Source organism: Chroococcidiopsis cubana SAG 39.79 (assembly GCF_003991895.1).
Lineage (GTDB): Bacteria > Cyanobacteriota > Cyanobacteriia > Cyanobacteriales > Chroococcidiopsidaceae > Chroococcidiopsis > Chroococcidiopsis thermalis.
Window position 1 is genome coordinate 104,099 of sequence record NZ_RSCK01000003.1, and the last position, 18,971, is coordinate 123,069.

The following is an 18,971-nucleotide window of genomic DNA, read 5'->3' on the forward strand; positions in this document are numbered from 1 at the left end:
TGAATTTTATGCTATCAAACGTCGAACAACTTATATATACTTCTTTTGACGATGTAGGTTTTACTTCAGCGTATAGCAAAGGCTTTCCTCTAAGTTTAGAAAGGACTATTAAAAACGAAATAATCGATCGCTACTGGGACGCTTATCAACCTCCGCCAGAAGGATTTACAGCAGTATATCTTCACCAAATTAATAGACATGAAACGCTTTTTGGCTGGTTGTACAATGAATGCAACGACGATCAGGGCAGAAAACACGTTCCATACTTTCTAATCTACTACGTAAACGATCTTCTAGAACAGCCCCTTCTTGAAGAAATAATAACACTTTTAGAAAAAGGACCGCTACAAAAGGTAGTTAGAAGCGTGAAACCAGAAAGTTTAAATAGCATTTTATTAGACGCTTCATTTATTTCCGTTTCTACAAGCAATGGAGTTGACATTCCTCAAGATATTCGTAACGTTTGCTACACTAACCTAAAGTCCGAGCAACTTTTACATTTTTTTACACCGCAATCGCCTACTAAAATAGCTTTCAATCTCGACTGTCATAAATATACGTCTATTAAAGATATTTATTCCGACAAAATCTTTAACAATCCTTTAGAAGTGCAGAATATTTATTCTGTTATAGGATCGATAGTTTGCAAAGAGAACTTTACAGTCATTTTACCAATCGTAGTATTTATTGCCTTACTATATGGACTGCTTTTTTTACCTTTTTTATCCGTACCTAAATCTGAAAGTACGCCTTCAGCTCAAATGCGGCATTGAATCAATTTTATCCTCTCAGAACAGTTTTAATCTAAATATCTCGAACTTGACGAGAGTTTACCGTTTGCATCGTTTTTAACCGAGTTAATGTTGGGCTTCGTTTTATAATCTTCAATAGAAGTAAATAAAAGAAGTAATCCCGTACCCATAAAAAAAATAGCAATGCTAAATGCTATAAGACTTAGTAGCGTGTCGCTTAAGAAAACTGCTGGAAAGTGTTGTGAAGATTTTTCAGTTATAAAATTAGTTGCACTCATACCTGTAAAGTGCATAAAACCAACTCCTATTGTCAGAACGATAGCACTAATAAAATTAGCTATTCTTTGCGATGAGGAGGGAACTCTTTGCAACCATAACAGTAGTAAAATTGCTAAATGCGATACAGCAATTCCCACAATAATAGAAACTAAGAACAAAAACCAGTTATAGTGAATTGTTGCTCCTGTCTGCATAGCCGCCATACCTACATAGTGCATCGTAGCGATTCCAAGTCCAACTAAAACCGAACATAGAGAAGTTTTAATTACGCTAGCTTTCGTCGGATCTTCTGCTTCTACAACTAAGAAAAAGGCTTGTCCCGAAGCAAAAATTGCTGGACCAATCGACATAATTGTAAATAACGCATTGTACTTAGTCCGAACTGGAAGAGAAAAAGCAATCATTGAAATAAAGTGTAGCGTCCAAATTCCCAAACCCAAGCTGATTGAACTAAGAATTAACCATAGCTTGCGTTGTCGATCTCGATTTTGAATTGATAAAGGTAATAAGCTAAATGCAGTATATGAAGCAAATACTCCTGCAACAAGCGCGATTAAAATTAGGTGAAGGTCGTATGTCCCTTGAATGTTGTTCATAGTTTTTTAGTTAAGCTTGAGGGGAAAGACTAAACTTTTTAGTTTTCAGTCGAGTAGCGATCGCCGTTTCAATTGGTCAAAGCGGAGCTAAATACCTCTTGCCACAGAGGAACGATCCGCGACCAGCCAAACCGGACTTGAACATCTTGTAAGCCCTGCTGTCCTAATTGTTGAGCTAGATTGCGATCGCTCAGCACTTTTAAGATGGCTGCTGCTAGCGTTTCCGGATCTTTTTGGGGTACTAATAGACCCGTAACTCCAGAACGGATGACATCGCCAATGCCACCAACTGCACTGGCAATTACAGGCTTTTCATGTGCTAAGGCTTCGATCGTGACAATCCCTAGTCCTTCAGTATCGCCTTTGCTGTCTACAATGGCAGGCAAAACAAAGACATCGCAGGAAGCATATGCATCTGCTAATTCTGCTTTACTGACAAAACCGAGGAATTCTACCACTTTATCTAAGCCCATATCTTGACACTGAGATTTAATCTCTGTCTCTAGGATTCCCTTACCAATCACTCTTAAGCACACAGGCTGCTGTTTTAAAATCAGCGTCAAAGCTTCCAATAGATATCGCAATCCTTTCCGTTCGTCCAGTCTGCCAACAAAAAGTAATTGAGGAATTGCCCCTTCTGGACGTTGTTTGGGTGGTTTTGCTTCAATCGTCAAACCGTAAGGAATTACAGTAACTGCGCCAGAATAAATTTTCCGTACCAATCCTAATGTGAAAGAAGAATTGGCAGTGACGCTGTTTGCATGAGGCGTAAGCCAGCGCAGAATTAACGAGACAAAGCGGAATTTATTTGCCAGTAAAAGTTCGGCTCCGTGAAAACTGAACACCATTGGAATGCCAAGAATCTTACTAGCTGGGAATGCCATCAATCCGTGCGGAAAAACCCAATTGACGTGGAGTAAATCAGGTTTCTCTTTACAGCAGGCTCGAAATAATTGAATTGTTCCTAGAAAAATGTAAACAGCCGCGACTAGTAAATAAAGCGGCTGTTTTTGCAACTTAGTCGGCGCTCCATCGCGGACGAGATTTTCAAACCGCTTGAAACAATAACGAAAGCGATAAACTTTTATGCCATCTAGCACGTAGCTTTGACTACCTTCATAGGCTGGAGCAAAAACTAAGAATGTCGTTTCCGCAGATTGACAGCGTAAAATTACTTCTCGCACAAAGGCTCCGTGATTACTTTCTGCATTTTGAGGATAGACAGAACTAATAACGATAATGCGTTTATTCATTAGGAACTGGAAACAAGGATCGACAGAGAGTCAAAACCACTCGCTATTCGGTCAATAATTTGCTAGACGATCGCGCTGAACTTGCAACTCAAAAGCCTCTCTACCTGCACGGAACCCAACGCAAATCGCTTTGAAAGCAGCTGAAATATACAAGTGAGGTTGGTAAAGCTGCCGCTCGACATGAAACCAGCACAAAGCTCTCAGAAAACTTATTGCCGATGTCATCAGTCGTCCGCGACCAAATTTGCTTTTGCCAGAAAATCTGGGATGCCAAGGCGTAAGAACTTCTGTAATATTATATCCCCAACCTGCCAAAATTGCCAAGAGGTAACGATGAGTAACGATATTGAAGGGTATTTCAGCGAGAATATCGCGACGCACGAGCTTGATCCAGTTCATATCGTGAATTTTCAAACCAAAAAACATTCGACAGGCAAGATTGGCAAATTTGGAAGCCATGACTTTACCATCACCCCGCTGCTGTCGCCATCCAGCAACGCCGTCAACGCCTGACGTACAAGCTTCTAGTAATAAAGGTACGTCAGTTTGAAAATCAGACTCTAGATCGGCTTGTCCCCAGAATATCCATTCTGTATTGACGTGGGCGATCGCGGTTTTCCAAACTCTCGTTACTCCTTGTTTGTGAGGATGGCGGATCGTTTTTAAGTAGGGGTATTGAGCGCATAAACGCGACAGGACTTGAGGGGTATTATCCGTACTACCATCATCGATTAATAGTACTGGCAAGGTAAATTCGAGATTTTGGAAAGTTTGGTGGAGTGTTTGAAAAAGCTTTTCCAAATTGCCTTCCTCGTTCAAGCAAGGAATGACAATTGTGACCGAGTGACTCAAAAATGGAGATACAGGTGTTGGTAGACTTTTTATAGATTTCATGAATCTGCTCCTCTGTCGTTTACTCGATGGCAAAGATGAAAGAATTCCGTACTGAAGTTCCTCAACCCACTCTTTGTATCTCGCCCAATGCATTGTTCAATCGAGATTAGAGGAGCTTCAATATTTCTCTTGAGTAGGACGAGTGTAATTTCTTGCTACAAAGCGACAATCTGCATACTTCTCAGCCTTTGTTTCAACCTTCAAAAGTTGCGGTATAAGCGATTCCTACCAATATCGAACCAAAAAGCCCTGTTACAGTCGCCAGCACTGCTAAAAACACGGGTAGAGTGGGTATCATCAGTAAGTCAATCATTACTGACGTTTGTAGTTGTTCGTGCGATACGTGTAATAACTGACAAATCACTTTGAACGTTCCAGATCGAACTATTGCCATTCCTACCGTACCTAAAGCAAAGCCAAATATTGCTCCAATTTTTACTTTCGCAAACATCGAAGTTCTTGAATTAAAAGAAAATTGATGAATGTATTGATGAATATATGCGAAAACAATCATTACAAATGTTGCTAATAGCATTCGCTCTAGTATTAAAGCTATTTCGTCAATAGATAGATACAAAAAAGAGAGTATCGACGATATTAACGAAAGAGTAACCACTATATTTTGTATTTGAGTCCTCAGTACAGGACAAAAGCTTGCAAATGGTTAAGAGGAAAGGGTTTCATGAGAATTACCACATTCTTTAACCATGAAACCTAATGAATCAGGTTACTCTACTTCGAGAAGCTTTGCGACCACACTTAGCTTGGCATGGAGCAAGACTGAGCTTTGTCGCTGCATTTTTAATTGCACTGCTGCGGGTCAAAACAGTCAACTTTACGGAGTTGGCAACAGGCTTTAGTGGCAAGGCGCAAACGGATTCTCATTACAAACGGTTACAGCGATTTTTTCGTCACTACGAAATGGATTATGCCGAGATTGCTCAAGCGGTGATTAGTTTGATAGCAATTCCCGAGCCGTGGGTGCTTTCAATTGACCGTACCGAATGGCAGTTTGGAGATTGTGTCTTCAATATCCTGATGCTGGGAGTCGTGCATGAAGGTGTGGCTTTTCCTGTAGTATGGTGTTTACTTGACAAGCGAGGCAATTCCAATAGCACTGAACGCATGAAACTGTTTAACCAGTTTCTAGAGCGCTTTGGGGAGCGTGAAATTGCATGCCTCACCGCAGATAGAGAATTCGTTGGCAAAGATTGGTTTGGCTACCTACTTAGCGATCCGCTCACCCCGTTTCGCATTCGCCTTCGTGAAAATCATAGACTTAGGCACGGTCGTCAGAGTCTCAAAGTCAGTGTCCTATTTCAGGATTTACAGGTAGGACAGCATAAAGTTCTACGCCATAAAAGACAACTCTGGGGACATTGGGTATACATTGCAGCGTTACGATTAGAGGATGATTCCTTACTAGTCATTGCTACTCAAACCGCACCCAAATCTGCCATCTTTGATTACGCTAAACGATGGGGAATTGAAACACTTTTCGGCATTTTTAAAACTCGTGGTTTTTGTTTGGAATCTACCCATCTCACCGACTCCGAGCGTTTGAGTAAGCTTCTGGCACTGCTCTCGTTAGCCTTATGTTGGGTCATTCTGACCGGTGAATGGTTACACCAACTCAAACCACTCACTATTAAAAAGCATGGACGTAGAGCTAAGAGCATTTTTCGCTATGGCTTTGACCATTTACGAAACATTGTTCTCAATCTGGAGCAGAAAATGGATGAGTTCTTGGATATTTTACAATTTTTGTCCTGTACTTAGATTTGAGTCATAGAAAAAATTTATAGAGAAGATAAGTTACATGTGTTCCAAATGGGAGGTTGTTGACTAATAAAAGGTAGATAGTATCCATCAATTTTTCCAGCTCTGACGTACTTGACTACAAAATTGACAACCCACTGACGTTTTCCTTTTATTCCTGTTTCTTTGTTTCGCTCGACTCGCCAGACTGCCCCTTCTATCGGGTCGATCGCTCCGTGGAAGCCATAAACGTTTAGTAGTTCCATTGCCCTCTGAATGCTTAAAGCTTCGCCTTCATGAATAACTTTAGGAGTTACAAATGCTCCTGGCTTCAATCGCTGCAAAAATTCTGCATGAGGAGTTCGGGTATTACCATCCATCAGGTCGAAAGCAACAAATGGTTCGTGCTGAAGGTAGTAGCGAGTTCCATGCGCCTGGAGCAACCATTCACCGCAAATTCGTTCTCCCTCTTTCAAAACAGCCATAAATCTATCTTGCTGACTGTATACCCACTCGCTGAAACGCCAGTGCTGCTCTAATGTCGATTCGCTGGCAAGATAACCGGAGCGCGTGAGTGGGTAAAGTATACCATCTATTAGCGCGACTCCTACATTCCCTCCATCTAGTTTCTCTTGAACGATTACGCGGTCGTGCTTATCTCGGATCTTGACAGTCGCAATTTTGGCTTGTCCGCTATCGCACTTATGATCGCCCTTACCCATTCTGCTACCTGGTAAGTGACCGATAGAACCGTAGTTTCTAATGCCAAGTAGTTGTTTTTTAGAAGACATTGCAAATTTATTCTCCTTAATTCACTAACTAGTAGAAAGCAAATATACAACTAATAAGCCACTATCGAACATTAGCAAAACTCAAATTTCTAAAGAAATTAATGCAAACGTTAATTTGCTTACTATCAATACATTTTTGTTGGTGAATTGTTACTTAAAAGATTGAAATTAATTGTAAAAATATCTCGCGTGCCACGACTGCTACCGCTAGCAAATAAGGGAGACACGCAGTGCTTCACTCGTTCATCATTGATGATGAGCGTATCTAGCGGATACCCAAAGGTTTTTGCAAATAATAGACTGCGTTCATCTTCAGACCAAATTTGGCTTTCAGCACTGTCTTCCACTACATTTTCTTTACGAACAAAAACTTGAACGGTAAAGAGATGACCGTCTCTATGAATCCCCTCTGGCGTTGGGTAGCCTACCATGTTTGGAGCGGCTAAAATCCGAAAGGGATGCACGTATACCAACCAGCTTTGCTCGTGCCACTCATCTGGTACGGGTAATAGGGTATAATATAGTCGGATCAGGTTGTGCAGGAACAGGTTATTAGCAAAAGACTCTTCAAGCGGACCAGACCTGCGTTTCACGCCGCCGTTCGTGGTATTGATGGAAGTAGCCTGGTAGTAAATACCTTCTACATCTTGCTTTTCCAAGCAATCGCGCCAAGGAAAGAAATGATATTTTCCCATCCTTCGTTCGCGATAGCTGCCGCCATCGCTGAGATAGCGATCGCTAACGAGCCTATCCCAAGCGCTTCCCATTTCGCACCAGCTGTCTTGCATGATATCGGTCAGGCAATATTGCTTGCCCGATATCCAAGAAAAACCATCACTAGTTAACTGTTCGTTTATCAAGTTCTTCCCAGACAAAGACACGCCAGAGTGAGTGAAGTAATCCGATCTTAAAAACTGAGTTCGCATGAATAGATACCTCTTTTAGCTGTAGTCTGAATTTCTCCTTTGCTGCATCGAGTAATTGTTTAAAATTTGCATTGCAGCGACTATCGTTCGCATTGAATCGTTTTTGGTCGAAAAACTGGTAAATCCTGAAATCTTGCCTGTTGTAGAAAATCTCAATTGTGATATCGACCGAAATCCGCACGGTTGAATTGAGTTTTTCAATTAAGTAACTAGTATTTTCTGAGTGTAGTATTTTTGTTGTTTGGCAGTAGTCGGATTGTCCGAACTATCAGCACTAACATCGTAGTAGCAACTGCTAGCAGCTCCAGCTAAAAAGAATACTAATACTGTAAAGGTCGAGTAGCGCCAGAAAGTTTTTTTAGCGACATGGTTTTTTAATTTAGTTGCTTAAGTTGCTTAATAAAATTCTCAATTTCAAAATTTACTGCTTGAGGTGAAGCAGTTTTTTGTTGCCGCAGTTCTATAATTAAGCGATAGCGTTCGGCTTGCAATCCATTAAGATTGGCAACTAAGCGATTATTTTTTACCTTTTGAGATTGATTCCAGCGACTAGTTTGTTGCGGAAGAGATGCAACATAAATATCATAACTGCGCTCGGCTGCGTCTATTTGCGTTTGTAGTGCTTCGATCTGGGCTTTCATTCGTCGTATTTCCTCGCGCTTAAGATTGTTTAAAATGAAAGTTTTTTTTAAGTCTGAATTTTTCTGTTGCAATTGTTCCAGATTGTTATCTGGATCGATATCTCGGCTTATAGCTAGGTAAAATGTATGGCTGATATCCCACAGTATGGGTGCTAGGCAAAGAAACAATAACAGTCCTGAAGTTGTAGCATGAATACCCTTCAACCAAGGGACTTGAGGTTTTGCAGTTTTTTGGCAATCGTCTTGTGAAATCTGCCTCGATTGTGTTTCTCGAACTGCTCGCTCTACACATTCTGGCGAAATACCAGCTTCTGCTGCAATTTGCTGTAACTCAGATAAAGAGTAGCCGCGATTGTTTTCCTCATGCAAACGAGCGGCAAGAGCAAAAATTTCTAGTGCTGTTTCTTCAGGAATACTATCTGAATCATTCATTCATTTAATATAAGAAGGTGTTAGGGTGTAGTCCCGTCACTTTAACCGCTTTTCGCAGTGGAATAAGACTCACATATTTATACGATCGTATGTGAACGAACGTTAGTGTATTGAATACTGTTATTTTACCTTTCATTTTAAGAAAGGGTAAGGATCGCTATATTGAAAGTCTGGAGAAGTAATAATCTCAAATTCTTTTAGCAATTTCTCTTTATCCCACCAAGCTCCACAATCGTCGCTCACTACACCTCCTCTCAACTCAATGAGATCGTAAACTTTCATCTGCGAGATCGGCGGAGCGTAAAAATGAAGTGAAATTAGCGGTTCGGCAAATAAGTTTAGGTTTTGCATGGCGTGGATTTCGCCTTGAGGAGCGAAGAAAATACTACCTGGTTGTTGAACGAAAGTTTTGGCACAAACAGGCACACCATTCTTGTTAGGCTGATAAAGCATATTCAGCGAATATCCACTAACAATTTTTACCCAACCAAAAGATTTACCGTGATCGTGAGGAGCGCTAGGTTGGTTGTGCGCCCAGTTCATTACCAAAACTTCCAATGCTTCTGACTTGTATAACAATTTTCTCCCATAAGGACGCTCTTCTGGATTTTCCAGATATGGTATCAACTCCTCTATTTCAACATCGAACGTATCTACAGCTTTTTTCAGTTGCCCAATTGAAGGTTCGCTTAGACAACCAAAGCATTCCTCCAGCTTTTCAGACAAAGACAGGGTTTTATTCATATTTATCCTGAAAGTAAATGCACCGTCAAGCCCAGTTAAGAGCTAGCTTAACTTCTAGCTCGGCAAGAAAAATTAGAGCAATTCGATAAAGTTATAAGTAACCGTGTTAAAGATACTTTACTTATAACTAGAAATTTGAATGCAGATGCTATCTATATATGTGTGAATCAAACTTTATTCAAGAGATAGCACTAAACAGTAACTTGGTATAGAGTATCAACTTTGAATCTAAAAAACAAGTCCGTTCGGGATGTAGTATGTAAATTAATTTAAATAACCTTGAGCAGTTTCGAGAAATTTTTAGTAACTCAAAAAAGTTAACAATTTCAATGTATTAGTATACGAGCATTGATGTTACAACGTAATGGGATGGCAATTGCCAAAAGTTTTATGGAAATTTCTAATTTCACCTTGGCTGGCTTGGTGGCTACTAGTTTTGCGGCGGGAATTATCGATACGATCGCGGGTGGTGGAGGAATGCTCACCCTTCCCGCGCTTTTATCAGTAGGTGTCAGCCCTGCTAACGCGTTAGCTACTAACAAGCTCCAGAGCATTTTCGGCACGGCTTCAAGTTCGTTCCACTTTTTTCGCCAAGAGCGAGTTGACATCACCAAATCCTGGCTCGTCGTAGCTTGTACTTTTGTCGGTGCTGCCCTCGGTGCAGTGGTAGTACAGCTGATAAACCCCACTTTTCTATCGCGGGTAGTTCCTTTTTTGTTAATTGCCGCAGCTATTTATATATTATTTTCTCCTTCACTCAGCGATAGCGATGCCCGTCAGCGTGTCAGCCAGCTTGCATTTGCACTTACTGCTGGCATAGGAATCGGTTTTTACGACGGTTTCTTCGGACCAGGTACTGGTTCGTTCTTCGCGATCGCATTCGTTACCCTTCTGGGTTACAACGCGACCAAAGCTACCGCTAATACCAAAGTCATGAATTTGGCAAGCAATTGCGCTTCTGTTTTATTTTTTATCTTGGGCGGCAAGACGATCTGGATTTTGGGGTTGCTTATGGGCATGGGACAAGTCTTAGGCGGATACGTGGGAGCCAGGTTGGTGATCGCTAAAGGAGCAAAGTTAGTACGCCCCTGCCTTGTTGCAACATCTTTAGCAATTACCCTAAAACTCTTGGTTTTTAGATAGTCGCTCGCTCACGTAATGCTCCTCCAAGCAGATCAGTAATTTTTCTCCAACTTCTGTTAGGTTAGATTGCTTAGCTATTCCCTCCAAAACGTAATTTGCTTCTCGATCGAGCGAACCAATCTGTTGCAATCGCGTGATGCGCTTGTAAGTTTCTGCGATCTTTGTTTGAGTTGGTTGCAAATCAATTGGTTTCATATTTTCCTGTTTCACTTCCAAAGTTCCATTGTATACTGCTGCTTTTACAGTGAAGCGGTTTTCTACCTCAATGGCGATCGCCCAGCAGCCATTATATTTTTTTTCGTCTCCCACCAGTCGTTGTAAGAAAAAAACTTCGCCTTCAAAACAGTAGTCAGAAGCTAAATGGACAGACTTGTGTTTAATTTGTTCTACTACACTTCTAACAATGCGACCCGTGGGAACTTTACCTTCAGCTTGTGTTACAGCTTGTTGCCATACTTGCCGTTGTTGTTCTGGTTCCAAGTTAACCAAATCCCGTATCTGGCGCTCGCTAGTCGGTAAAACTTGTCTTTCCACGATCGGTGCGCGATCTTGTGTACCAATGGTACACAGATCGTTAGTTTCACTATTTTGTGTACCATTGGTACACAAATTTTCAAAGACGATTGCCGCTTCAATCAGCTGGTAGGGGCGGCGGCGAGTATATCCAAAGCGGGCATAGCAATATTCCTCAAAAGTCCGATGAGTACTTCTATATAGCCTTTGTTCTCTCAGTTCCCTCAGAGCTACTCCCGCTTCAAAAAATGCTCTTTCTACACGCAATTCCAGTCTATGACGTTCCCGCTCCTCGTCTAGAGTCAATTGCTCAAAAATTTCAACCGCTGCTGCTTGGGGTTGTGTAAAACTTTCTATTTTTGGCACGGCTGGTAATTCCTTTGAAAACGAAAGGCTGAATTCGGACTACACCTTGATTCCTAGCAACGTGGAAGCAGCTTGCTAAGTTTATGACTCTCTACAGTAAGAGATCGCTTCTACTGCATTGGGATCGGCATAAATATGAGTCCCATCCGGCGCAAGAAACAGCCAAGCTTCTCCTGACATTTCAATTTGACCGATTCTCTCCAGCCTACAGCCAGAAATACTCTCCCAATCGAAATCTAAAACATTCCCTGCCGCGCTTGCTATGCGACGGATGGTAAATTGCAATCGCTCTAATGTCCGTTGCCTTAACTTTTGGGGAACCCAGAGCAGTTGAGTTAGGTGAATGGGAGACTGGCACAAATGCTCGCTTAATAGTCTTGTTAGCCCTTGGCGTTGAGTAGCGGTCATTTCCTTAGCAGCTGCTACTAATGTATTAGTATTTTCTTGAGCTAGGCGTGCAATCTGAGTCCAAGTAGAACACAACAGTATTTGTCCTGACAAATCCCGTGCTGTTGGTGGCTGTTGCTGCGTGTTTTCAATTGGTGCAATTGGGGATGAATTGGTGATGTCACCAACTGAGTCTGAGGCAGTCGCAGTAATAGTTTCAACTACCGAATTGGTGAATTGGTGAGCGAGAGTGGTCTTGGGGGTTTCCCCCATGAGCATCTCGCGGTGAGGACAGTACTGTGCGGAAGTGTCCTCTGTTGAGGTGGCTTTCCGGTGGTTTGGAGGTGGAGCGAGCGCTTCAGTTGACGGCTGAGAAAAAGTAGCCTCTGTTGTTGTGCCACCAATTTCACCAATTGAAGCTTGTAAGTTCCTATTGCTGGAGGTTTGGGCTATTGGTGATATTGCCAATTCTTCACCAATACTCACCAATTCTCCTGACAGATTGTTTGTTGGTAAATTGGGAATGTAGACCATTTCGCTTCCCTCACCTTCGATTCGTCCGTGACCTGCGGCTGCTAAAGCTTTAAAGATGCAAGTGCGAATTTTTTCTACTGCCCAGCCTTTAAGCGCATTAATCCGGCTTTTGAGAAACGAAGCACTCGCACCCTTGCCACTCTTTTGATGAATCTTCTCAGCTTGGGCTTGGACTTTCAGAAAAATGCCTTCTGGTTGGCGGTTGGGTGCATTGTGAGCGTGGATTAACTTATGCTGGTCGAGATAGAACAAAGCAATTTCGATTGCGTGTTGCATTGTTCCACCGTCGATAATTTGTGAAGGCGACTCTCCACGCAGTACCGCATTGACAATGTGCAACCACAAGGCGATTCGAGCTGTGTAGGACTCGATTTTAGCGTAGACTAGCGATAGCCCAAAATGCTTTTCTTCTATTTCGGCATGGACTAAGGTATGATTCCAGCCCTGAAACAGGACTCTTGCTTCATGGGAAAGAAAGTAATCGGTTTCAGGAAGTCGTTCTAACTGGGTATACAACCAAGACAACTTTTCCTCTAACCGGACGGCAGCGGGATTTGGAGTTGATAAAAGATTGAGAAATCGGGCTGGAGCATCCGCGATCGAGCAGTAGAGGAATCGGGACGAGTAACCGCTAGCAATAAAGTTAACTTCGTCAGTTGCCATCAACCGTGCCAAAGTGTCCCATTGGTAAGTTCCCGTCTTGCTCAAAGCAACGCGCTTCAAGAACAGTCGCGCATCGTGACGGTCGAAATTTCCGCCAGAGCCGTTCCAAAACGATAATTCTAGTTGCAGGTCGTCGCCTTTACCGCTCTTGTACTGATTTAAGCGTTGGTAGTCAGCTACCAATTCATCAATGTATTCCAGTAAGCCACGTGGATTTTCATCATGAATCCGAATTTTGGTGGAAGTGGTGACGTTATTCAACAAGCGCCGCTGTCGCACTGGTGGCTTGCCTTTAGCATCTTTATCATTCTCGTAGTCTTCCATCTGAATGTCGTGGCTCTCTTTAGCTGCTGCTTCCATTTGCTCTAGCGGCTTGAGGATTGCTTGCTGAGGTGGAGTCTTGGCTTGACCGCTATGGGCGATGTTAGCCGTCCAAAAAATACAAGGTTGGCTGTAGCCGCCTTGGGGGTTGATAATCACTCTTGCTGCCGTACCGATACGCGAGGCGCTAGCAGGAAGTACCGTATTAAATAGATACTCTGGAGCGGTAGGCATAGCTGCTGCTTTTGCCATCAGCGGGTCCGACAACGGGCGCTCTATGTAGGAGAGGATATTCAGTCTCCTGCGGCTACTCTTAAGCAGGGGACGAAAAGATTCCACTGCTTCGATTACCTCTGCCGCCAGTTCTCCCTCAGTGCGAATAATTTTAGTGAGTTGGTTAATTTCGTTGTAAGTCCGACCAGTGGCGCTAGCTAGCTCTATTAAACGGCTAGCTATTTCAGATTCGCGATCTTCTCGGGTGAGGATTTCACGAATGCGATCGCATAGAGAGACTGTAGCGATAGGTGGTTTGCGATCGCTTTTGCCATTGTTGCTGTAGCCGAAGCCGCGACCAGCAGCATAGTTGTTATTCCTAAAAGATTCTTGCTGTGGCTTGACGTGATGTTTCCAGTACCACGCTCTGATACAAGTGTTTACTCCTTCTAGAGTACAGCTAGGAGTGGGGTTATCTTTTTCGGCTGACTTCCAGACTGTTTCTACTTCCCTTGATGGCAGCGGCGGAGAACAACGATTGGCATAATCTTCTAGTAGTAGCCTGGGGTTACCGTCGAAACTTTGACCGATCGAGCGCAGGTAGTTAGCAGTGCCGATCAGGTCGCGGGCGAGTTTGGCTCCTCGATCGTTACGCCTGCCTTCTGCTACTCCCGCTTCCAGCAAGGCACGAGATTCTTTAGCGAGGCAAACTTCTAGAGGGACTGTAGCGGGAATGGGGATGGAAATATCGTCGTAACGCTTGCCTCCCTCTGAAGTGAAGGAGCGCGATCGTGGCGGAACGGGAGTTATTTCCAACAGCGGTTGGGGTACTGGAATGGCAGCGCGTAGCTCCTGATAGCCATAGCGCTTGTCGCCGCTATGAATGATGTCGCAACGCAAGGGGTCGTACCCAGGTTTAATGTGGTACGCTCCCGCCAACCTCATCACCCGACTGGGATTTTTCAATGCTGGGTCGGAAGCAGTATAGGTGAGGAGAGCCGTTTGTAGTTCTCGCCATTGCTCTACAGCAATCGGTTCGTCAAACACCCAATACGTGTGGACTGACTTGCGGGTAGCAATTTGCATCGAAGGCTCTGGTAGCCCCAAGTCTTGCCAAAAATTAATTTGGTCTTCGATGGGTCTATCGTCAAATTCACAAAAAATGGCACGGCAGGACTTTACGTCTTCGTCTTTATGTCCCCCACCATTCACAACGATGTAAATACCATAACCTTGTGCTTGCCACCGCTCTACCTGTTCCCAATTGAGGCGATTGGCTTTCCGTCCCGTGTTGGGCGCGTAGCGAGGATCTTCTTTTGGTAGGAATGCTCTAACATATACTGCATCTCCCTGCTTGTAGCCGAGAGTCTCTAGGTGCGCTACAGCTTGTTGGCGATCGAGCGTCAGTGCGGTTAAGTGTGAATTTTTATGTCGTTCCATCTCGGTTTTTCTCCTGTGTCCGAGACGGGCGAGAAGGTTCTGGCAACTGCTCTAATTTTTTGCTATACTCAGCAGTTAGTAAAAGCTCGACGAAAAGCTTTTGGGGATGGTGCCTTCTCGCCCGTCCCAACTTTTTTTGCTTTCAATACAATCCGGTCGTTTCTGCCAGTTCCTAATTTGAGTAATAAGTTGTGGTCAGAAGGCTATTTCTAGGCTCGTTCCGCTCCAAAACGGTAATAATTACCGTTTTGAGTTTTGCCTGCTTCCTATAGTAGTAGAAATTGGCAACGATCGCACCGAAAAAGCTGGCGATCGCTCCAGCAGGTATTTTTCTACTACCCCAACCAGTGAAAGCCAGTGCCTTACGGTCACTAGCAGGTCGCTCCCAACTTTGATAAAAAACTTTTGATTTTTGTTTGACAATTGGCACGTAAAAGCGGCACAATACTATAACAAGCATCGCGTTCTGACCTCCTGGGTAAGGAACATGGGTCGGAGCCTTCGGTGGGTGAAATCAGTCTGTTTGCACCAGACCTTCCCCTCCAAGCCGAAGCTTCTATTCAATTGAAGATATTATAGAGGCATTTAGGCAAATAAGAAAAGCCCAAATCCGCTCGAAAAGCGATCGGACGTGGCTTTTCCAAATAAAACTAACTAATTCGTTCTACTTTCAAGCGTCCTGCCTTCCAGTAGTCGATGACTTTTTTACAATTCTTCTCGTTCGGGTCGGCAAGGAAGCCCCGCCGATCCAGCCGATTTACGACGGAGATAATTTCTGGTATTGGGAGAAAACAAACAACTGCCGCATCGTTTAAGTTGGAGTGAAACAAAAGATTCGACTCTAAATTCTCATCGAATTGATCGATATTTCTGCCGTGAGGTAAATAGTCTTCCACAACGATCTGCGTCTTGGCTTTGATGGCAGGTAGCCAGGTCGGAGTTGGTGCAAAAGCAAACAGTAGCTGAGGTTTTTCCGGTACTCGTGCTAAAAATTCGCGAGAATTGGGGTCGCCGCAGTAAAGTAAGTGTCTTCCTAGTTGCCACCAGATTCCAGTTTCTTCCGACTGCTCGACTAAAATGTTAGGTTGTGGAGCGGCAATCGCCACAGTTTGAGGTTGAGCAGGACTAGCATCTACAGAAAATTCTGTTTGGTTTTTAGGGAGAAGGCGAACGATTTCCTGCTTCAGACTTGGTTGTGGTAGCAAAGCTGGTGAAGGTGAAGGCGATCGCTCGTTTGCGTCGCTATCCCTTTTAGTTTCTACATTTTCTTTGCGATCGTCCTTCGGATGAGGCTTGGTTGAAGCTGGAGCATGTTTCTGCTTGATTGCTTTCGCTGTAGTAAAGCTAATGTTTTCGCCTGCCTCGGCACGGCTTAAGGCTTCGGCACGGGCAGCTTCAGGAATAGAAGGAGCTGATAATATGTATAAAGCAGAAGGCGCAAATTGCAAATCCGAAAAATTTTCGTTTTTAAATTGTCTGGCTACGTTCATGAACTGTTGGGCAGTTCTCTCCGTCCAAGCAAATTCAGCGTATAACCACTCTCCAAATTGCCCGTGTTTTAATCTTGATTTAACGCTAATGAGTTTTTGCCCTACTTCAAAGATGTCTTGGGCAGCACGCTTCATCAACACCTTGATATCGCCAGTCTGCTGCCGCACGAAATCAGAAGTAGCAGTATCAAGACTACTGTAATCAAAACCATTACGAACGGACGGGCTAACAGAGGCAGGCATAGGGTTTGAGGCACTAACAAGAGCTATCGCCTTCCATTCTAGCCCCCAAGTCGGTTTTTTTAATCGCAGCAGCCTGAAATAGTTGCCGTTTGCACCAAACTTCAAACTTCTACGCTTTCAGTGGAAGAGTCAGCCAAAACGGTAATTATTACCGTTTTGCTTTACATAGTTTTACAATAGATTGATTGCTTCAGCGCACCTCAATAGTGTTTGGAGCAATGTTGCTTGTCTTCCCGAGTCAAAAACGGGCAGAAGCCAGCCAGCCAAAACGGTAATTATTACCGTTTTGCTTTACATAGTTTTACAAAAAACGATTTGCTCAGTCACCTAAGATGGCAGATGCCAGTTCTTCCAAAGAACATTGCAAAACCTTGCACAAAGCAAAAGTCTGAGCTGGATCTAGTTTTGGCTTACTTTTTCCTTGCTCCCAATTAGATATAGTCTGATCGTCAACTCCAACTGCCTTTGCTACTTCTCTTTGGGTCAGGTGAAGGCGCTTTCTTAAATTACTAATTTTTTCACCCCAGCCCATAGAAATTCTATCTTGTTACAAAAACTTACCGTTCGATTCTACTCCAACCGCTCGAAAAACTTGACAAAAAACAAAATTACAATTAGTTTGTAACTATACGAGTCCAAAAATCAAAATTTTCTAAGCGACTCCCCTTATCTAAGTTGTTTGTGGGTGTGTACGAGCAGGTGTGGTCAAACGAAGGTACTACTCGTGCCTGCTACGCTTCAAGAAGGGTGATCGTGCTTTATCTTCGCTCACATAGTTTTTACACAGCATAAAATATTTCATGAAAGATACATCAATTCTATTAGAACCCCGTTCTAGTTCGCGGAAGCTGTTACGGACGAAGAAATTCCCCCATCGAGTCGTCGAGCATCAAAAACCTCAATCTTTTATTGATAATAAAGAATTTCTTGATAGTATTGAAATGCTCCCAGTTAGAGCCGACAAGATCGCTGCTATAGGTTATTGCGACCTTTTTTATACTCTTCAAGTTGACTACTGCGATGGATCGCGCTACCGCTTCTACGGTATTTTGCCCGCAGCATTTGAGCGGCTGCTTGAAGTAGATTGCTTGGAGCAATACCTAGACTATTTCATCAAGTTGAAATTAGTTTGCGAATACGGGAGACTCAAATGAACGACTGCCAGACAACAGAACTAACACGCGAACTACTCGCGCAATTTAGAGGTACAACCCTTTTCTACCCCCACCCTTCGCAACACTTTCTCTGTACTGAAGGTGTTTGCTATCTGGTTGAAAAGAGTTCTGCCCAATGGTTGCTAGACGCAATCGCCTCTTATCAACCTTTCTTGCGAAAAGACCCGTATTTGCGTCATTGTCAGCATTGGCAGCTAACTGTCGATATCGATCGCAGTGCCAAGCTCATGTGTGCCAAAGGTTTTATCAATGCTGCTGTAGTTGAGAAAATCGAGCGCACGGATTTTCCTTTATCCGAACTTGAGTTGTACTTGGTTGACGGTATTCTTCAACTTTCTACCGAGTACTGTTGTACGTGAACCCAACTGTCGATCTGGAAAAAATTGCTTCTCAACTTGTAGCAGATAGATACGTTACCCGTCGCTTTAAGTCGCACTTATTAGGTTTTTTATCAGAAGCCTACGGACTGGGGACGAATCCCTACGAGCCGGATTTGGAAATATTTGTTAACGCTCAATCAAATACCTATCAGAAAGAAATAAATAATATTTGTGGCAGCGTTCAGCTGTCGCCAGTTCGAGTGAATAGCCACAGCAGAAAGACAATCGCTAGAGTACCGGATTGTGGTTTCCTAGATTTTTCCAACAGCAAAATTCTCTATGACAGCGGTGCTTTCACTGACGTTTTAACCAATTGTCGAGTTACGCCAGAAGAAGCTTTAGACAAGCAGTTATCTACTTTAAAGCGATTACCACGAGTGCGAGAGACTTTTCTTGTATCCTACGATTTGCTGATTGATGAAAAGTACGTCAACGGTACGCGGAAAAAAGAGCGGTGGACTGTAAGCGAAGGCGATAAAGCTGTAGATGCTACTGTTGCTGCTGCTGAATATCTAAACTCTCAAAGGTACAGGCTGCAAGATTTCACCTTGGTACAAAGTTGCCAAGGAGTCAACGCCGAGCAATATAAGTCCTGTGTAGAAGAAGTTTTGGCTTATTGCCAGCCAGGAGACTGTCTGGGATTGGGCGGTTGGTGTATACTAGGCAAGCAAAAGCGCTGGCTGCCTACTTTTTTTCAAGTTATCGATGAAATTATTCCGGCAATTGCCGAAGCGGGGATCGATCGCGTTCACATTTTTGGCGTGACTTGGTACAAACCCATTCGAGGATGTATTCCTCCCCTTCCAGTTTTGCTGCATCAGTGCGATCGCTACGGTATTAAACTGACGACAGATGGGCGCTCCCCGATCGGTAATGCCCTTTGGAGCGATTGGCGCAAGGCAGGAGCGACCTTTCCCTACTGGCGACACAACCTCGCTTGGGTAAAAGCCGAGACCGCTACTTTAAGAGATTCTCCTTTTTACCAAAAAGTCAGTCCGCCCAAAACACAACAACTCACGCTTTTTTAGAGTTAAAAA

The 18,971-nt window shown here is 43.3% G+C and carries 19 protein-coding genes; 6 read left to right on the forward strand and 13 right to left on the reverse strand.

Going from position 1 to position 18,971, the window contains the following annotated elements:
* Nucleotides 1-8: 8 nt before the first annotated feature.
* Complete coding sequence (locus tag DSM107010_RS03065; RefSeq protein WP_106166029.1) at nucleotides 9-773, forward strand: hypothetical protein; 765 nt, start codon at nucleotides 9-11, stop codon at nucleotides 771-773.
* A 26-nt stretch (nucleotides 774-799) separates the two neighbouring features.
* Here the strand turns inward: DSM107010_RS03065 and DSM107010_RS03070 are convergent, their stop codons facing one another.
* From DSM107010_RS03070 to DSM107010_RS03085, 4 genes are all read right to left on the reverse strand, one after another.
* The gene (locus DSM107010_RS03070) at nucleotides 800-1,627 is read right to left on the reverse strand and encodes an MHYT domain-containing protein (protein ID WP_106166028.1); all 828 of its coding nucleotides are present in this window, start codon (nucleotides 1,625-1,627) and stop codon (nucleotides 800-802) included.
* A gap of 68 nt (nucleotides 1,628-1,695) precedes the next feature.
* Nucleotides 1,696-2,880 (reverse strand): glycosyltransferase family 4 protein, encoded by a 1,185-nt coding sequence (locus tag DSM107010_RS03075; RefSeq protein ID WP_106166027.1) that lies wholly within the window; start codon nucleotides 2,878-2,880, stop codon nucleotides 1,696-1,698.
* 51 nt (nucleotides 2,881-2,931) lie between these two features.
* Nucleotides 2,932-3,774: a glycosyltransferase family 2 protein gene (locus DSM107010_RS03080; RefSeq protein ID WP_106166026.1), complete on the reverse strand. Its 843-nt coding sequence runs from the start codon at nucleotides 3,772-3,774 to the stop codon at nucleotides 2,932-2,934.
* 193 nt (nucleotides 3,775-3,967) lie between these two features.
* Nucleotides 3,968-4,225, reverse strand: coding sequence for a hypothetical protein (locus DSM107010_RS03085; protein ID WP_127022324.1), 258 nt, complete (start codon nucleotides 4,223-4,225; stop codon nucleotides 3,968-3,970).
* Nucleotides 4,226-4,491: 266 nt separating this feature from the next.
* Between DSM107010_RS03085 and DSM107010_RS03090 the strand changes: the two genes are divergently transcribed.
* Nucleotides 4,492-5,553, forward strand: a complete 1,062-nt coding sequence (locus DSM107010_RS03090) for an IS4 family transposase (protein ID WP_106166024.1) — start codon at nucleotides 4,492-4,494, stop codon at nucleotides 5,551-5,553.
* Nucleotides 5,554-5,573: 20 nt separating this feature from the next.
* Here DSM107010_RS03090 and DSM107010_RS03095 read toward each other — a convergent pair whose 3' ends face one another.
* The 4 genes from DSM107010_RS03095 to DSM107010_RS03110 all read right to left on the reverse strand — a co-directional run bounded on the left by DSM107010_RS03095 (nucleotide 5,574) and on the right by DSM107010_RS03110 (nucleotide 9,066).
* Nucleotides 5,574-6,323: an RNA ligase family protein gene (locus DSM107010_RS03095; protein ID WP_127022326.1), complete on the reverse strand. Its 750-nt coding sequence runs from the start codon at nucleotides 6,321-6,323 to the stop codon at nucleotides 5,574-5,576.
* Nucleotides 6,324-6,448: 125 nt separating this feature from the next.
* Entirely contained in the window at nucleotides 6,449-7,249 is an 801-nt protein-coding gene (locus DSM107010_RS03100; RefSeq protein ID WP_106166022.1) for a 2OG-Fe dioxygenase family protein, read from the reverse strand.
* Nucleotides 7,250-7,623: 374 nt separating this feature from the next.
* The gene (locus DSM107010_RS03105; RefSeq protein ID WP_106166021.1) at nucleotides 7,624-8,322 is read right to left on the reverse strand and encodes a hypothetical protein; all 699 of its coding nucleotides are present in this window, start codon (nucleotides 8,320-8,322) and stop codon (nucleotides 7,624-7,626) included.
* A 132-nt stretch (nucleotides 8,323-8,454) separates the two neighbouring features.
* Nucleotides 8,455-9,066 carry a cysteine dioxygenase gene (locus DSM107010_RS03110; RefSeq protein WP_106166020.1) on the reverse strand — a complete coding sequence of 204 codons (612 nt, stop codon included), beginning with the start codon at nucleotides 9,064-9,066 and terminating at the stop codon, nucleotides 8,455-8,457.
* A 390-nt stretch (nucleotides 9,067-9,456) separates the two neighbouring features.
* Between DSM107010_RS03110 and DSM107010_RS03115 the strand changes: the two genes are divergently transcribed.
* On the forward strand, nucleotides 9,457-10,209 hold the full coding sequence (locus tag DSM107010_RS03115) for a TSUP family transporter (RefSeq protein ID WP_106166043.1): 753 nt from the start codon (nucleotides 9,457-9,459) through the stop codon (nucleotides 10,207-10,209).
* Here the strand turns inward: DSM107010_RS03115 and DSM107010_RS03120 are convergent.
* The 5 genes from DSM107010_RS03120 to DSM107010_RS03140 all read right to left on the reverse strand — a co-directional run bounded on the left by DSM107010_RS03120 (nucleotide 10,186) and on the right by DSM107010_RS03140 (nucleotide 16,911).
* Entirely contained in the window at nucleotides 10,186-11,088 is a 903-nt protein-coding gene (locus tag DSM107010_RS03120; RefSeq protein ID WP_106166019.1) for a hypothetical protein, read from the reverse strand. The genes DSM107010_RS03115 and DSM107010_RS03120 overlap by 24 nt on opposite strands.
* 81 nt (nucleotides 11,089-11,169) lie before the next feature.
* The gene (locus DSM107010_RS03125; RefSeq protein WP_106166018.1) at nucleotides 11,170-14,646 is read right to left on the reverse strand and encodes a DUF3987 domain-containing protein; all 3,477 of its coding nucleotides are present in this window, start codon (nucleotides 14,644-14,646) and stop codon (nucleotides 11,170-11,172) included.
* Between the two features lie 172 nt (nucleotides 14,647-14,818).
* On the reverse strand, nucleotides 14,819-15,106 hold the full coding sequence (locus DSM107010_RS03130; RefSeq protein WP_127022330.1) for a hypothetical protein: 288 nt from the start codon (nucleotides 15,104-15,106) through the stop codon (nucleotides 14,819-14,821).
* Between the two features lie 190 nt (nucleotides 15,107-15,296).
* Entirely contained in the window at nucleotides 15,297-16,379 is a 1,083-nt protein-coding gene (locus tag DSM107010_RS03135) for a DUF3102 domain-containing protein (protein ID WP_106166016.1), read from the reverse strand.
* A 319-nt stretch (nucleotides 16,380-16,698) separates the two neighbouring features.
* Nucleotides 16,699-16,911 (reverse strand): helix-turn-helix transcriptional regulator, encoded by a 213-nt coding sequence (locus DSM107010_RS03140; protein WP_106166015.1) that lies wholly within the window; start codon nucleotides 16,909-16,911, stop codon nucleotides 16,699-16,701.
* 268 nt (nucleotides 16,912-17,179) lie between these two features.
* Here DSM107010_RS03140 and DSM107010_RS03145 point away from each other — a divergent pair, with 268 nt between their 5' ends.
* The 3 genes from DSM107010_RS03145 to DSM107010_RS03155 are packed head-to-tail and all read left to right on the forward strand — an operon-like array spanning nucleotide 17,180 to nucleotide 18,962.
* A complete protein-coding gene (locus tag DSM107010_RS03145) occupies nucleotides 17,180-17,533 on the forward strand; it encodes a KTSC domain-containing protein (protein ID WP_127022333.1) in 354 nt (117 codons plus the stop codon).
* Complete coding sequence (locus tag DSM107010_RS03150) at nucleotides 17,530-17,913, forward strand: DUF6876 family protein (protein WP_127022336.1); 384 nt, start codon at nucleotides 17,530-17,532, stop codon at nucleotides 17,911-17,913. Before DSM107010_RS03145 ends, DSM107010_RS03150 begins: the two co-directional genes overlap by 4 nt.
* Nucleotides 17,904-18,962, forward strand: a complete 1,059-nt coding sequence (locus tag DSM107010_RS03155) for a hypothetical protein (protein ID WP_127022339.1) — start codon at nucleotides 17,904-17,906, stop codon at nucleotides 18,960-18,962. Before DSM107010_RS03150 ends, DSM107010_RS03155 begins: the two co-directional genes overlap by 10 nt.
* Nucleotides 18,963-18,971: the final 9 nt, after the last annotated feature.